Annotated in this window: 12 protein-coding genes and 2 tRNA genes; 6 read left to right on the top strand and 8 right to left on the bottom strand. The window is 72.7% G+C overall.

Features of this window, described 5'->3' with window-relative positions; all coding sequences use genetic code 11:
* The first annotated feature begins 30 nt into the window (after window positions 1–30).
* The 4 genes from ACIHCM_RS04805 to ACIHCM_RS04820 all read left to right on the top strand — a co-directional run bounded on the left by ACIHCM_RS04805 (window position 31) and on the right by ACIHCM_RS04820 (window position 2577).
* Window positions 31–273: a hypothetical protein gene (locus tag ACIHCM_RS04805; RefSeq protein ID WP_391253035.1), complete on the top strand. Its 243-nt coding sequence runs from the start codon at window positions 31–33 to the stop codon at window positions 271–273.
* Between the two features lie 206 nt (window positions 274–479).
* Window positions 480–923, top strand: a complete 444-nt coding sequence (locus ACIHCM_RS04810; protein ID WP_399889121.1) for a glycine-rich domain-containing protein — start codon at window positions 480–482, stop codon at window positions 921–923.
* 72 nt (window positions 924–995) lie between these two features.
* On the top strand, window positions 996–1838 hold the full coding sequence (locus ACIHCM_RS04815; protein WP_399889124.1) for a protein kinase: 843 nt from the start codon (window positions 996–998) through the stop codon (window positions 1836–1838).
* Window positions 1839–2445: 607 nt separating this feature from the next.
* Window positions 2446–2577, top strand: coding sequence for a hypothetical protein (locus ACIHCM_RS04820; RefSeq protein ID WP_399889127.1), 132 nt, complete (start codon window positions 2446–2448; stop codon window positions 2575–2577).
* Window positions 2578–2668: 91 nt separating this feature from the next.
* Here ACIHCM_RS04820 and ACIHCM_RS04825 read toward each other — a convergent pair.
* Both ACIHCM_RS04825 and ACIHCM_RS04830 read right to left on the bottom strand, forming a co-directional pair.
* Window positions 2669–2741, bottom strand: a tRNA-Arg gene (locus tag ACIHCM_RS04825).
* 193 nt (window positions 2742–2934) lie between these two features.
* Window positions 2935–3025: transfer RNA gene (locus ACIHCM_RS04830), tRNA-Ser, on the bottom strand.
* Between the two features lie 169 nt (window positions 3026–3194).
* Here ACIHCM_RS04830 and ACIHCM_RS04835 point away from each other — a divergent pair.
* On the top strand, window positions 3195–3671 hold the full coding sequence (locus ACIHCM_RS04835; RefSeq protein WP_399889130.1) for an SSI family serine proteinase inhibitor: 477 nt from the start codon (window positions 3195–3197) through the stop codon (window positions 3669–3671).
* A gap of 608 nt (window positions 3672–4279) precedes the next feature.
* Window positions 4280–8605 (top strand): PAS domain-containing protein, encoded by a 4326-nt coding sequence (locus ACIHCM_RS04840; RefSeq protein ID WP_399889132.1) that lies wholly within the window; start codon window positions 4280–4282, stop codon window positions 8603–8605.
* Window positions 8606–8671: 66 nt separating this feature from the next.
* Here the strand turns inward: ACIHCM_RS04840 and ACIHCM_RS04845 are convergent, their stop codons facing one another.
* From ACIHCM_RS04845 to ACIHCM_RS04870, 6 genes are all read right to left on the bottom strand, one after another.
* Complete coding sequence (locus ACIHCM_RS04845) at window positions 8672–9370, bottom strand: hypothetical protein (RefSeq protein WP_399889136.1); 699 nt, start codon at window positions 9368–9370, stop codon at window positions 8672–8674.
* A gap of 108 nt (window positions 9371–9478) precedes the next feature.
* Window positions 9479–11155: a long-chain fatty acid--CoA ligase gene (locus ACIHCM_RS04850; protein WP_399890536.1), complete on the bottom strand. Its 1677-nt coding sequence runs from the start codon at window positions 11153–11155 to the stop codon at window positions 9479–9481.
* A gap of 128 nt (window positions 11156–11283) precedes the next feature.
* Complete coding sequence (locus ACIHCM_RS04855) at window positions 11284–11841, bottom strand: SigE family RNA polymerase sigma factor (RefSeq protein WP_399889139.1); 558 nt, start codon at window positions 11839–11841, stop codon at window positions 11284–11286.
* Between the two features lie 522 nt (window positions 11842–12363).
* Window positions 12364–13503, bottom strand: a complete 1140-nt coding sequence (locus ACIHCM_RS04860) for a lipid-transfer protein (RefSeq protein WP_399889142.1) — start codon at window positions 13501–13503, stop codon at window positions 12364–12366.
* Window positions 13500–13895 carry a MaoC family dehydratase gene (locus ACIHCM_RS04865; RefSeq protein WP_399889145.1) on the bottom strand — a complete coding sequence of 132 codons (396 nt, stop codon included), beginning with the start codon at window positions 13893–13895 and terminating at the stop codon, window positions 13500–13502. The genes ACIHCM_RS04860 and ACIHCM_RS04865 overlap by 4 nt, the downstream gene beginning before the upstream one ends.
* Window positions 13892–14812 (bottom strand): bifunctional MaoC family dehydratase N-terminal/OB-fold nucleic acid binding domain-containing protein, encoded by a 921-nt coding sequence (locus ACIHCM_RS04870; protein WP_399889148.1) that lies wholly within the window; start codon window positions 14810–14812, stop codon window positions 13892–13894. The genes ACIHCM_RS04865 and ACIHCM_RS04870 overlap by 4 nt, the downstream gene beginning before the upstream one ends.
* Window positions 14813–14867 lie beyond the last annotated feature (55 nt).

Below are 14867 nucleotides of genomic sequence, written 5' to 3' on the forward strand. Positions count from 1 at the left end.
TGACCTTTTAGCGGCGGCCCTCCGATGGCGATGCTCGTGTGCATGGCGAGCAACCAGCAGACCAGACCAGGCATCGGTGAACTGGCGAAGGACACCGCCAAGGGACGTATCGGCATCGTCATGGGTGAGCTCGGCGGCCGAGTGCAGATACGGCCCATCGGCGGCGGCCGGGAGTGGGACGCCATGCCGGACATGGTGGTGCAGCCGAGTGCTCGGGAGGAATTGAGCGCACGCCTGGCCATCAGGAACGGCAACAGCAGGGACGGGCTGTGATGCGCGCCATCGGCCGATACGCGGGAGTCCTCTTCGTCATCATGATCAGCGGGTCATGCGGCCTGGTGATCGGCATGGCTCTCGCTGTCGGCCAGTAGACCGGCCGCCCCGGACGGGTGCTTATTCCCCGGTTCCCCCACCACCGTTCGGGGCGGCCTCCCATCTCCGTAAATGCCACGCTCCACTACCCATAAGGGAGTACTCGCATGACGGCAACGGCCAACGACCAGAGGACCGGCCGCGCGGTGGCTGGCGAGGAGCTGTTCCAGAGCCTCGCCCACTTCGTGGTCGTCCACAGCAGGCAGTCACCCGAGCGTGCCGAGCGGATCGCGGACCAGGCGGTGGCCTTCGTGGTCACCGCAGCCACCGCCATCGTCCCCATGGTCCCGTCGGACGACGTGGACCTGGGTCTGCACGCGCTCATCCTGCACACGAAGGAGTACGCCGAGCTGTGCGAGCGGTACGCGGGCCGCTTCCTGCACCACAACCCGAAGCCCGGCGGCGGGGCCCGTGACCCGAAGCAGGTCGCCGCTTCGGCACGCGCCATGAAGACGGCCGGGTTCATGGTCTTCGATGACCTGTGGACCGTGAACGGCACGAACCTTGCCCAGTGCGACTCCGACTGCGGCCGCCCGTACGGCCAGGCGTAGCACCAGACAGCGGCAGCGCGGCCGGCCACGACTCGTGGTCGGCCGCGTTCGCCCCCGGAAGGAGAACAGACGTTGTCCGGCTCACCCTCTGAACTGCCGATCGTGGTGCTCGACGCCCTGATGCCCACGTCTCAGCGCCTGGTCCTGAACCGCCGGGGCTCCATGGTCTGGGAGGTGCAGAGCCATCGAGGTCACTACGCCGTCAAGGTCGGCTATCCGATCGAGGCTACGGCCGACTGGCCTGCCCAGCCCTGGACCGCCCTCGCACCCGCACGCGAAGGGGCCGTGCTGCATCGCCTCGGCTTCGACGACTTCGCGTACGGAGAATGGGAGAGCGGGACGTGGAACTTCCAGCCGTGGCATGAAGGGCCGGACCTGTACCGGCTGTGGGAGCCCTGCCGTAGCGAAGGCTCGTCCGTCGCACCGCACGCCAGCGTGGCTCTGGGTTGTGTCGAGGCCCTGGCCGAACTGCACGCCAAGGGATGGGCCCACGGCGACGTGCAGCCCGCCCACTTCATCATCGGGCCGGAACGGACGCATCTCATCGACCTGGCTCTGTCCCGAGGCGGACACGTCCCCGAGGGATACGACTTCCCGTTCCGCGGCTGCCTCGTCCACTACGAAGCACCGGAGATCGCGCGCAGCGTGCTCGCCACGGGCGAAGCCGAGCCCACGCCCGAAGCCGACGTCTACGCCCTCGGCGCCTCACTGCTCATCTCGGCCACTGGTTGGCGGGCTGTCGAGTATCCGGACGACGCTCCGCGCCCCGTCCAGAGAGAGGCCGTGGCCAACGGCAGACGCCGCCCCGTCAAGGCGCGCGGTGAGCTGGGCGAGTTGATCGAAGCCATGCTCAGCCATGTCCCCCAAGACCGGCCGACCATCTACGAGGTGGGTAAGGCCCTGAGCCGCCTCTAGAGCCTGGTTCGCCCGGCGACGCTCGCATAACCAAGACCAACAACAAGAGACCGGACCACCCCTCAGCCTGGACAGCATTCCGGGTGGTCCGGTCGCGGAAGCCCTGATCAGGACCCCGGTGCCGATGGTAGCCGGGGCAGTTGGCGTGCTCGGATGCGGGTGCGGGCCCTCGGCTTCATGTTGTCCAACGAGGAAGGGCCTTGACCTGAGCCACCGAAAGTCAGCCATGACGGCGGGCGAGCCGAACGAGCACCCGCCACGTGTGCTTCCAGCAACCACTCGCCGGCCTCAACCACGCTTCTTCCAAACGTCACGGCCTGGCCCTCGATCTTGCATGAGCGTTGCCGACATGCCCTGCGACTCCACCGGCCGCGCGGATGTGAGCTGGGGGCGGTCTGGTGGCGCGGTCGAGCTTGACGCGTCCCGGCCTGGTCCTGGTGCTCGGAGTGGGCGCGTTGCTTCCTGGTCTGGTTGTCCGCCCTGGCGGTTGTGCGCGCTGAGCGGCCGGGGGGCCGCCGGAGCGGTGGCGGAGACAAGGAGCGGCGGCGGCCACGGGCCGCCCGCGCGCGCGGCCCGCCGTAGGCGGGCCGCCTTGATCCGCGTGACCATGGACATCTACACCTTCGTGCGGCTCGACTCCCAGCGTTCCGCTTTCGATCGCGTCGGCGACGCGCTGAGGGGTGACGGCAACGATCCGGACGACAATGACGGGGCGGCCGGTGTCCCGGTAGCCGTGTGATCGGCCACCGAAACCGGTTGCCGTCAAACACTGCCGTCAAGGCATAAAGCAGAGGCCCTGTGGAGTGATCCCCAGGGCCTCTGACATGCTGTGCACTCGGCAGGATTCGAACCTGCAACCTTCTGATCCGTAGTCAGATGCTCTATCCGTTAAGCTACGAGTGCTTGTCTTTGTTCTATTGTCCCGCCGCTCCCGGCCCTTTCGGCCCGCTCGCGGCGACAGGAAGAACATTACATGACTGCCGCCGTCATGTGAAATCCGTTAGCCGCACCCCTTGTGACCTGCGAAAACGTCACTCAGAGGCCCTTGGAACGACCGAAGCCCCGGTCCGGGGAGGACCAGGGCTTCGGTGTTGCGCGGAGGCGGAGGGATTTGAACCCTCGATGGGCTTTAAGGCCCAAACCGCATTAGCAGTGCGGCGCCATAGACCGGACTAGGCGACGCCTCCAGCACAGCCGCTCACGCGTGCGCGAGTGGTGTGTGCAGATGATGACACAGTCGAGCGCGCTGTCACCAATCGCCCCCTACGGTACTAGGCAGGCGGGCCGCAGGGCAAAGGCCTTCCCCGCCGGTGGGGCGCCGCGCAACGTACCGGGGCGTGGGGCGTTAGTCAGGTCATGTTGCAGGTCATGCGCCACACGCTGCCCCGGCTCGCCCTCGCCGCCGGCGCCTCCCTCGCCGCGCTCACCTCCCTCTCCGCCGCCCCGGCCGCTGCCGCGCCCTCCCCCTTTTCCGGGCCGCACCTCGAACCTCCCCTCGGTGACACCGGTTACCTCACAGTCACCGTCAGCGGTGTGAGCAGTGGTGCTGACGGGACCTTCGAGGTGCGGTGCCACCCGAACGGCGGGAGTCATCCGGACGCCGACGGCGCCTGCCAGGCGCTGGAGCGGGAGACCCGGTGGGGGCAGGACGTTTTCGCGCCGGTGCCCCGGGACGGCATGTGCACCATGCAGTACGGCGGCCCCGGCACCGCCCGCGTCACCGGGACGTGGGCCGGACGACCCGTCGATGCCACGTTCGACCGCAGCAACGGGTGTGAGATCGCCCGCTGGGACCGGCTCGTGCCACTGCTCCCCGGGGCGGCCCGCGCATAGGCCTTGATGCCGCCCGCCCGCCGGGACCAGCTCGTGCCGCTCCTGCCGGGGGCGGCCCGCGCTTAGGCCTTGATGCCGCCGCTCCGACGCCCCCGCCCCCCGCCCCCGCTGTCGCCTCGCCGCCACCGCAGGCGGCGAAGACCATCCCGCCCGTAGCCTCACCGCCGGTGCACGCGCCCCCACTCTGTCGCTCCACCGCGGCCGGTCCGGCCAGCCCCCGCCGGTCGGTCCGGACCACCACCGCCGACCTCCCGCACCCGCACCGGGAGGTCTCCCCGCCACCGGGCCCGCATCCCCGCAGGCAAGGCTGCTCACCACCGCCCCCGCCGGGAGGCCTCCTCCCCCGGCTCCCGACACCGGCCGAAGCCACCCCCCGACCACCCCGCACGTAAAGATCCGGCACAGGGGGCGCGAACGGCGCGTGGCGGTGGTGTGGCGGGGCCCGGGACGTACTCCCGTTCGGTGTCACTTCGTCGTGCGACCTCTCTCTCATCCCGCGTCGCGAGGACAACCCCAGCCCTTAGACTCCCTCGCGTGACACGTCGCGGGCCGGTTGGCAAGATGGCCCGAGCGGTCGGCAAGGTGCGGTAACAGGAGGGAAGCGTCTCGTGAGCAGCAGGCCATCCCGAGGCGCTGCTCGCCTCGCAGCCATACTGGACGCGCTGCCCGACGCGTTGGTGCTGGTCAACGCCAACGGGACCGTCGTCAACGCGAACACCATCGCCCTGGAGGCCTTCGAGGCGCCGGGCACCGCCCTGGTCGGGCGCGGGCTGCTGGATCTGCTCCCGCAGTTCGACTCGAAGCTCATCCCGGGCTCCATGCGGCGCCCCGACCACATCGACCCGCGCGGGCGGACCAAGCCGACCCGGATGATCGCCCGGCGCACGGACGGCAGCGAGTTCCCGGTCGAGGTCACCAGCGCCAACCTCGAGAACGGTCAGCAGGCCTACGACAATTACGGCTACAGCAGCGACGAGCTGCTCATGCTCGTCGTACGCGATCTGTCCGGGACCGTGGACACCGAGGCCGAGCTGGCCCGCTCGCAGCGGCAGACCGAGATGATCCTGCGGGCCGCCTCCGAAGGCGTCGTCGGCACGGACACCGACGGCCGGATCGTGCTCGTCAACCCGGCCGCCGCCCAGATCCTCGGCTACCGCGCCGGCGAACTCGGCGGCAAGGAGCTGCACCACCTCGTCCTCCACTCCCGTGCCGACGGGTCCCCCTTCCCGTACGAGGAGTCCGCGCTGGCCGACACGCTGCGCTCGGGGCGCAAGCACCGGGTGCGGGGGCAGGTGCTGTGGTCCAAGGGCGGCGACAAGGTCTCCGTCGACCTCACGACCGCGCCCGTCCGGGACGGCGACCAGCTCGTCGGCGCCGTGATGACCTTCGCCGACCGGCGCTCGTACGACGTCCTCGCCGAGGAGAAGGCCGCCGTCGAGAGGCGGCACACCGAGGAACTGGAGCGGCTCTCCGAGGAGCACGCCTCCGATCTCACCGCCCTGCGCCAGCAGCACGTGACCGAGCTGGAGGAGCTGCGCGAGCAGCACATGGAGGAGGTGGCGGCGAGCGAGGAGCGGTACGCCGCGCTCGCCGAGCGGGAGAAGGACCGGTACGAGGCGCTGGCCGGGCGCCACGACCAGCTGCTGACGCTGCTCGCCCGCTCGCTGCGCGGGCCGCTGGACGAGCTGCGCCGCGATCTCGCGGCCCTCGCCGCCGACGACGCCGGTCAGCTGTGGCCCGAGGCCAACCAGGTCCTGCACCACCTCTCCGCCGGGTACTCCCGGATCACCCAGCTCATCGACAACGTCCTCGCCTACCAGCGGATCGACGCCGGGGCCGAGGCGATCACGCGTACGAAGGTGATGCTCGACGCCGTCGTCGCGGCCGGTGTCGACGGCGCCGTCGAACTCGTCGGACCGGGGCGCGTGCAGTTCGCCGTCCACGCGCCGCCCATCGAGGCCGAGGTCGACCCGCAGCGGCTGGCCACCGCGCTCGCGCATCTCGTCGCGGACGTCGCGGGCGTCGACGCCACCGGCAACGCGCCCGTCTCGGCGGGCGGTTACATGGACAACACGGTCGTGGTCGCGGCGGCGCAGCGCGGCGAGGTCGTACGGATCGAGGTGCGCGGGCCGTACGCCGGGGGAGACCCGGTGCACGAGCCGATCGTGCGCGGGATCGTGCGTGCGCACGGCGGTGTGCTCCAGACGCACGAGGTACCGGGCATGAGCGGCAGCGCCTACGTGCTCGAAGTGCCGATCGGCGGCGGGGCGGGGGCCGTTGCCGCTCCCGCCGCGCCAGAAACCGCGCCCGAGGGCGAGGAGACCTCCGGCGGCGGGCGGCGGCGCGCGCGGCGGGCCTCCGTGGACGCCTTCCTGGAGAGCGAGGTGCCGCAGGCCGCCGCCGCCGAGATCGAGGCCGCCGCTCCGACCGGACGCCGTAGGCGGCGGGCCGCGCCCGAGGCGGCACCGGCGCCCGAGGCCGTCGACGCGGGCGAGGCCGGCGGCGGTACCGGGCGGCGGCGCGGACGGCCGGCCGAGGGCGCCGAGCTCGCCCTGCCGGACGCCACGCCGGACGGTGCGGCGCAGGACGGAGTGAGCGAGGGCGCCGTCCTCACCGCGGCCGAGCACGCCGCGGGGACGGCCGCGGCCGCGAACGGCCTGGGCGGGACGGTTCCGCCGCAGGGCGTGCCCGCGCCCGGCGGCGGGCGGCGGGCCCGGCGCGCGGCGGGCGAACAGCACGCTCTGCCGGCGGCGTTGCCCGCGGCTGCCGCGGACGCTCCGGCGGCAGCCGCGCCGGACCCTGCCGCCGCGGTCGTTCCCGCCGGTGCCGGTGCCGGTGCCGAGAACCGGCAGCAGTCGAGCGGCCGCCGGCGCCGGGCGCTCGCCGCGGCCCAGGAACGCGCCGCAGCCCAGGAGACGGGTCCGCGTACGGTGTTCGCGCTGCCTCCCGCCGACGCGGATCGGGGGGCGGCCGCTCAGGCGACGGTTCCCGCGCCCGCGCAGCCCCAGGATCCGGGACCGGCGGCCCTTCAGGTACCGGGGCAGGCTGGTCCGCAGGCTGTTCCGCAGATCGGTGCGGCGCAGGCCCAGGTGCCGAGCCAGGGCACGCCCGGTGCTCCGCCCGCCGACGACCGCGGCCGGCATGACGCCGTGGCGCATGACCAGTCCGGGGACCACACCCCGCCGCAGCCGCATCCGGCGAGCGCCCCGACGGGCCGCCGCCGCCGGGTGGCCGCCCCGCAGGCGGAGGGCAACGGGGCGCCCGCGCAGGCGATCCCGGTCCAGGCGACTCCGGCTCAGACGACTCCGGTCCAGGCGACTCCGGCGCCGTCGGCGCAGCCCGTCGTCCACGGCCAGCCGCAGCCGGTCACCGCGGCCTCGGTGGCCCAGGCTCCCCAGACCGCACCGGCCGCCCAGCCGCGCGGCGTCCCCGCGCAGCAGCCCGCCGCGCCGGGTGCCGCACAGCCGCTGCCGGGTCAGCAGTCCCCGGCACGGCCCACCTCCGGGCGGCCCGCCCCCCAGCCGGCGCAGACGCCGGCCGCCGGTCAGCCTCTGCCCGCCGAGGCGGCACCGGCAGGCAGCACGCCGCCCCCGCAGCAGTGGCCCGCCAGTGCCGGTGCGGACGAGACGCCCGGCGCGGGCACTCCCGTACCGCAGCCGCAGCCCGGGACCGGGGCCGGCACGCAGGCGGCGCCCGCACCGCGGCACCCCTCGGCCGGTGGCCCGCTGCCGCCCGAGTCAGTTGCCGGGCCGACCGCCGCGACGCAGGCGCGGATGGCACAGCCGCTGCCCGCGGAGGCCGGCGGTGCCGGTGCGCCGGTGGATCCGAACTCCACGCAGGGCCGGGCGATCAGCGTGCGGACCCTGGGTCAGGGGGTGCCGTTCACGCGGCAGGCTGCCCAGGTGCAGCAGCCGCCGGCCGGGGCGACGCCCCCTCCGCACCAGACGGCGGGCGGGGGCCGGCGACGCAAGCTCGGCACACCGCCGGAGCCTGCCGCCGGGCGCCCGCACCCCCAGGGCGAGCAGCCGTCCGCCCCGCAGAAGCAGTCCGGACAGTCCCGGCTCAGCGGGCCGGCGAGTGAGGGCGCGGGACGGTCGTACGCCATAGGCGCACCGGACGAGAACGCCGCCGAGGGCCCCGAACCGCTGGATGGTCCCGGTGGGGCCGTCGAGGTCGCGGACCCGCCACGGCCGCAGCCGATGGACGACGAACTGCCGCCGGAGCCGCTCGACAACCCGCGCCGGCTGCTGGTCTGGCCCGCTCCGGACGTGTCGACGCAGCAGGCGCTCAGCGACCGTGGCTACCGGCCGGTGATCGTGCACTCGCGCGAGGAGGTGGACGCGCAGATCGCCGCGTTCCCGGCGGCGCTGTTCGTGGACCCGCTGACGGGGCCGATCACACGGACGGCGCTGCAGTCGCTGCGGCAGGCGGCCGTGGCGGCGGAGGTGCCGGTCATGGTGACGGCCGGGCTCGGCCAGGCGACGCGCGAGGCGGCCTACGGTGCCGATCCCGCCGTCCTGCTGAAGGCGCTCGCGCCGCGGGACAGTGAGCAGCATCCGCCGCGGGTGCTGCTGATCGAGGAGCACGCGGAGATCGCGCTGGCGCTGACGGCGACGCTGGAGCGGCGCGGGATGCAGGTGGCGCGGGCGGCGAGCGACGTGGACGCGGTGACGCTGGCGGGGCAGTTCCGGCCGAACCTGGTGGTGATGGACCTGATGCAGGTGCATCGGCGCCAGGCCGGGATCGTCGACTGGCTGCGCGCGAACGGGCAGCTCAACCGCACCCCGCTGGTGGTCTACACGGCCGCCGTCGACCAGGCCGACCTGCCGCGGCTCGCGTCCGGCGAGACGGTGCTGTTCCTCGCCGAGCGCTCCACCAGCACGGAGGTGCAGAGCCGGATCGTGGACCTGCTGTCGCGGATCGGGACCAACTGACCGTCCCGCGGGGCCGGTAAGAGGCGTAGGCCCTGCGGGGCTGGTCAGAGGCGGCGGCGTACCCGGTCAGCCGGGCGCGCCGGCGCTCTTGAGGGCACGGACGACGGCCTGTTCGTCACGGCCGTTGACGGCCTTCTCCAGGCTTCCGTCGGAGCGGCGGGAGAAGCGTTCGCCGCGCGCCACGTCCTCCTCGGACAGGACCCGCCCGCACCATTCGCCCCGCCCTGCCGTGCGGTCGTCGAACGGGACGGCGGCGCCCTCGCCCAGGACGGTCCAGCCTCCTGCCGTGCGGCGCACGGCGAGCAGATAGGTGTGGCCGGGCTCCAGGCGGGGCGCGTAGCCTGCGGTCCGCTTCAGGCGCGCGCCGCTCACGCGGTGGACGCGCCAGCCGGGGGCGGTCAGCTCGAAGGTGCCGTCGATCGACCGGCCGGGACGCGGGCCGGACCAGAGGACGTCATCCGTACGGAAGGTGACCGTCCGGTCGGTCTCGTAGCGGTACGTGCCCTTCTCGAATTCGCGCCTGCCGGTCTCCTCCTCACGGACCGGCGTGGCGACGACGACGTGGCCGGCGTTCCCGATCCAGTCCTCGGCGGTCTGTGAGGGGTAGGAATCCTGCGCCGGACCGCAGCCGACCACCGTGTCCAGCCCGCCGCGGCCGACCAGCACGGCTCCGGCGACACCCGCGAGGGCCAGGAACAGCGCGACGGGGCGGGGCGGGACGCCACAGGCCGAGTACGTCAGGTTCATGACGTAGTAGACGATCACCCGGCCGCTCCGGTGCGCCGGACACGGTGCGTTGTGGATCACTCTCGGAGCGCTGTGGACGCCGTCGCACGGCGGTGCCGGTCACCGCCGTGCGGGCGTGGGCGTGGCTCAGAGCTGGGTGACGTCCAGTTCCCCTGCGGCGTACTGCCTGCGCAGCACCTTCTTGTCGAACTTGCCGACGCTCGTCTTCGGGACCGCCGGGATGACCGTCCACCGCTCCGGGAGCTGCCACTTGGCGATCCTGCCCTCGTCGGCGAGGAAGGCACGGAGGGTCTCGAAGTCGGCGGTGGCGCCCTCCTTCAGCACGACCGTGGCCAGCGGGCGCTCGCCCCACTTCTCGTCGGGGACGGCGACCACGGCGGCCTCGGCGACCTCCGGGTGGGACATCAGGGCGTTCTCCAGGTCCACCGAGGAGATCCATTCGCCGCCGGACTTGATGACGTCCTTGGCGCGGTCGGTGAGGGTCAGGAAGCCGTCGGCGCTGATCGTGCCGACGTCGCCGGTCTTGAGCCAGCCGTCCTCGCTGAACTTGTCGGCGGGGCGCAGGGGTTCGGCGTCGGGGCCGTTGTAGTAGGCGCCCGCGATCCAGGGGCCGCGGACCTCGAGCTCGCCCGCGGACTCGCCGTCCCAGGGCAGGCGCTCGCCACCGGGACCGGTGAGGCGGGCCTCGACGCCGGCCGGGAAACGGCCCTGGGTGAGCCGGTAGCCGAACTCCTCGTCCGTGCCGACCGCGTGGGCCGGCGGGCGGGCGACCGTGCCGAGCGGGGAGGTCTCGGTCATGCCCCAGGCGTGACAGACCCGCATGCCCAGCTCGTCGAACGCCTTCATCAGCGAGGGCGGGCAGGCCGAGCCGCCGATGGTGACCTGGGTCAGGGAACGGACGTCCCGCGGGTTCGCGGTCAGCTCGGCGAGCAGGCCCTGCCAGATGGTGGGGACCGCGGCGGCGTGCGTCGGCTTCTCCCGCTCGATCATCTCGGCGAGCGGGGCGGGCTGCAGGAAGCGGTCCGGCATCAGCATGTTGACGCCGGTCATGAAGGTGGCGTGCGGCAGGCCCCAGGCGTTGACGTGGAACTGGGGGACCACCACGAGGGAGGTGTCCTCGTCGGTCAGGCCCATGGACTGGGTCATGTTGACCTGCATGGAGTGCAGGTAGACCGAACGGTGGCTGTAGACCACACCCTTGGGGTCGCCCGTGGTGCCGGAGGTGTAGCACATGGCGGCGGCCTGCCGCTCGTCCAGGTCCGGCCAGTCGAAGGTGTCCGGCCTGCCGGCGATCAGGTCCTCGTACTCGTGCACCTGGACGTCGGCCTCGGCGAGGAGCGAGCGGTCGCCCGGGCCGGTGACGACGACGTGCTTGAGCGTCTTCAGATGCGGCAGGAGGGGCGCCAGCAGCGGCAGCAGGGAGCCATTGGCGACCACCACCCGGTCGGCGGCGTGGTTGACGATCCAGGCCAGCTGCTCCGGGGGCAGGCGGAGGTTGAGGGTGTGCAGGACCGCGCCCATGCAGGGGATCGCGAAGTACGCCTCGACATGCTCGGCGTTGTTCCACATCAGGGTTGCCACCCGGTCGTCGGCCTCGACCCCGAGTTCGTCGCGCAGGGCGTGCGCCAACTGGGCCGCGCGGGCCCCGATCTCTGCGTAGGAGCGGCGCTGCGGGTCCCCTTCGCCCGTCCAGGTGATCACCTGCGACGATCCGTGGATCGTGGACCCATGGGTCAGGATCCTTGAGATCAACAGCGGTACGTCCTGCATGGTGCTCAGCACGGCGTCCTCCCGGGGCGACATTGCCTGCGCGGCGGTCATTGTGCGCTGATTCTGCGCACATACCGAGCGGTATGTCACTAGATCCGGCTGATCGATCACTTCACGTTGCCGGACAGAACGACGCTGAATCGAACAATGCCCAGCTCAGCTCACCGGATCAGCCCGAGCTCGGCGTCCTCACGCAGCTTGCCCAGAGCCCTTGACACCGCCGACTTCACCGTGCCGACGGACACGCCGAGCAACTCGGCCGTCTGAGCCTCGCTCAGGTCCTCGTAGTACCGGAGGACGACCATCGCCCGCTGCCGGGCCGGGAGTCTCATGATCGCCCGCCACATCGCGTCGCGCAGCGCCTGCTGCTCCGCCGGGTCGTCACCGCCGGGCACCGGCTCGGGCTCGGGCAGCTCGTCGCAGGCGAACTCGTCCACCCGGCGCTTGCGCCACTGCGAGGTACGGGTGTTCAGCAGCGCGCGGCGGACATAGCCGTCCAGCGCGCGGTGGTCCTCGATGCGCTCCCAGGCGATGTACGTCTTGGTGAGCGCGGTCTGCAGCAGGTCCTCCGCGTCGCTCGGGTTCGCGGTGAGCGACCGGGCGGTACGCAGCAGCACGGGCTGGCGGGCCCGGACGTACGACGCGAACGACGGGTACGTGAGGGTCTGCGTCCGAGGTGCGGCCGCGTTCGAGGCGGTGGTGCAGACGGGTGTGGTCATGGCTCCAAGCTAGGTTCCGGGCCCCCTCACGCGGATCGCCCGCAGGTCCCGAAGCGGGGTCCCCCTCAGGGTGTAGAGGTGGGGCCGGCTGCACCTCCTGGAGGTGGACCAGGGGTGGACCCCCCTGCGGGTGCGACCCCTAGGGGGCACGCAAGGGGCACCCTTGCCGGGCTGCTGATTCCTTCCCTGGCGCCGCTTCCGGGGGCCGCCACCAGCACCGGGACGCCGCAACGAAGGACACCGACACCATCAGGCACCACCAACCAAGCGCCGCCACCGGCACCGGGCACAGGGCGCAGGGCACTGCCGTCCAGGGCGCTCCCACCCTGGGCGACCGGCGTCCGGGGGCTCCCGTCATCGGCGCCACACCCCCAGGCGCGGCCCACGATCGCCGCCGCACCCGAAGCGCCGCCCGTCGTCGCCGCACACCCCAAGCGCCCCCGTCATCGCCGCTGCCCCCAGAGGGGGCACTGCCTTCCTGGAGCCTCGCTGCGCACTGCGTCGACGGCCGCCAACGGACGTTCACCCCGCCGCCGTCAGCACCAGTCCCGACGTCGGCACGCCCGTGCCCGCCGTCACCAGCGCCCGTTCCGCCCCCGGCACCTGGTTCACGGACGTGCCGCGCAGTTGCCGTACCGCCTCCGCGATCCCGTTCATGCCGTGCAGGTACGCCTCGCCGAGCTGGCCGCCGTGCGTGTTCATCGGCAGCCGGTCCTCGGCGACGAAGCCGGCCGCCTCGCCCCGCCCGCAGAACCCGTACTCCTCGAGTTGCATGAGCACGAACGGCGTGAAGTGGTCGTACAGGATCCCCACGTCGATGTCGGCCGGCCCGCAGCCCGCCGTGCGCCACAGCCGGCGCGCCACCACCGCGGCCTCCGGCAGCCCGGTGAGGTCACCGGCGTAGAAGCCCGTCATCTGCTCCTGGGCGCGGCCCGCGCCCTGGGCGGCCGCCGCGATCACGGCGGGGGTGTGCCGCAGGTCCCGGGCGCGTTCGGGCGAGGTGACGACGAGGGCCTGGCCGCCGTCGGTCTCCTGGCAGCAGTCCAGCAGCCGCAGGGGTTCCGCGATCCAGCGGGAGGCGGCGTGGTCGGCGAGCGTGATGGGGCGGCCGTGGAAGTACGCCGCGGGGTTGGACGCTGCGTGCCGCCGGGCCATGACGGCGACCGGCCCGAAGGCCTCCTCGGACGTCAGCCCGTACGTGTGCAGATACCGCTGCGCCGCCATCGCCACCCAGGACGCGGGCGTCAGCAGCCCGAACGGCATCACCCAGCCCAGCGCCACCCCCTCCGCCGTCGGCTCCCGGTGCCGGACGCCGGAACCGAAGCGGCGGCCCGAACGTTCATTGAACGCCCGGTAGCAGACCACGACCTCCGCCGCCCCGGAGGCCACCGCCAGCGCCGCCTGCTGCACGGTCGCGCACGCCGCGCCGCCGCCGTAGTGGACGCGCGAGAAGAAGGACAGCTCGCCGATGCCGCACGCCCGGGCGACGGTGATCTCCGGGTTGGTGTCCATCGTGAAGGTCACCATGCCGTCCACGTCGGCCGGCGTCAGCCCGGCGTCGTCGAGCGCGGCCCGCACCGCCTCGACGGCCAGGCGCAGTTCGCTGCGCCCGGAGTCCTTGGAGAACTCGGTGGCGCCGATGCCCGCGATCGCGGCCTTCACGAGGTGCTCCCGGCGGGCAGCGTGACCGTCACCGTGCCGGTGACGTGCCGGCCGATGCCGTTGTCGCCGGTCACCCGGACCACTGCCGTCCCGCCGTCGACCGATTCGATGCGGCCGTTCAGCACCATGGTGTCGCCCGGGTAGTTGGGCGCGCCGAGCCGGATGGCGACCTTGCGCAGCTCGGCGGTGGGGCCGAAGTGGTCGGTGATGTAGCGGCCGACCAGGCCGTTCGTGGTCAGGATGTTCATGAAGACGTCCGGCGAGCCCTTCTGCCGGGCGAGCTCCGGGTCGTGGTGGACGTCCTGGTAGTCGCGTGAGGCGATCGCCCCGGCCACGATCAGCGTGCGGGTGATCCCGATCTCCAGCGGCGGCAGTGCGTCGCCCACGTTCATGACAGTCCTCCCCGGAAGACCGGCAGCACCACGTCGTCGTACCGCCGGAACTCCAGCCGTACCGGCATCCCGATCCGGACCTTGTCGTACGGCACCCCGACCACGTTGCTGACGATGCGCACGCCCTCCGCCAGTTCGATCAGGCCGACGGCGTACGGAGGCTCGAAGGCAGGGAAGGGCGGATGGTGCATGACGACGTACGAATGGACCGTGCCGTTCCCGGCCGCCCGGACGGTGTCCCAGTCGAGGCCGCCGCACCTGTCGCAGCCGGGGAGCCAGGGGAAGCGCAGGGCCTGGCAGCCGGCGCAGCGCTGGATCAGCAGCTCGTGCCGCTGGACGCCCTCCCAGAAGCCGGCGTTGTCGCGGCTCACGACAGGACGCGGGCGGGTCTCGGCCGGGGACTGCTTCCGCCGGGCGGGGGCGTACTTGAGGATGCGGAAGCGGTGGGCGCCGGCGAGTTCGCCGGCGGCGTGGACGCGGGTGCGGGTCGTGACGAAGTAGCCGGTGCCGAGCTTGGTGGTCTTCCTCGCCGAGACCGACTCGATCACCGTGTCGAAGGTGATCTCGTTGCCGGGGCGCAGGGGGCGCAGGTACTCCTGCTCGCAGTCGGTGGCGACGACCGAGGTGCAGCCGGCCTCGTCGAGCAGGGCGAGGAGTGCGTCGTAGGCCTGGCTACGGGTGGTGGGGCCGGAGCCGCTGGGGTGCCCGGAGAGGCCGGTCATCGTCCAGGCCTGGAGCATGGTGGGCGGGGCGACGGCGCCGGGGCCGGTGTACGCCGGGTTGGTGTCGCCGAGGGCCTCGCACCAGTGGCGGATCATGGGCAGATTGACGGGGTCCTTGCCGGTCCCGGCGAGCGTGGCGGGGCGCCCTTCGTAGGCCTTGAGGCGCGCGGTCAGGTCGCCGTCGTGGTCGGTCATGGCAGCCGTACCCGCCTCCCGTGGACAGTTTCTGACGTTCCATCAGGAGTGCCAC

It is taken from the genome of Streptomyces sp. NPDC052023, assembly GCF_044548465.1.
GTDB lineage: Bacteria > Actinomycetota > Actinomycetes > Streptomycetales > Streptomycetaceae > Streptomyces.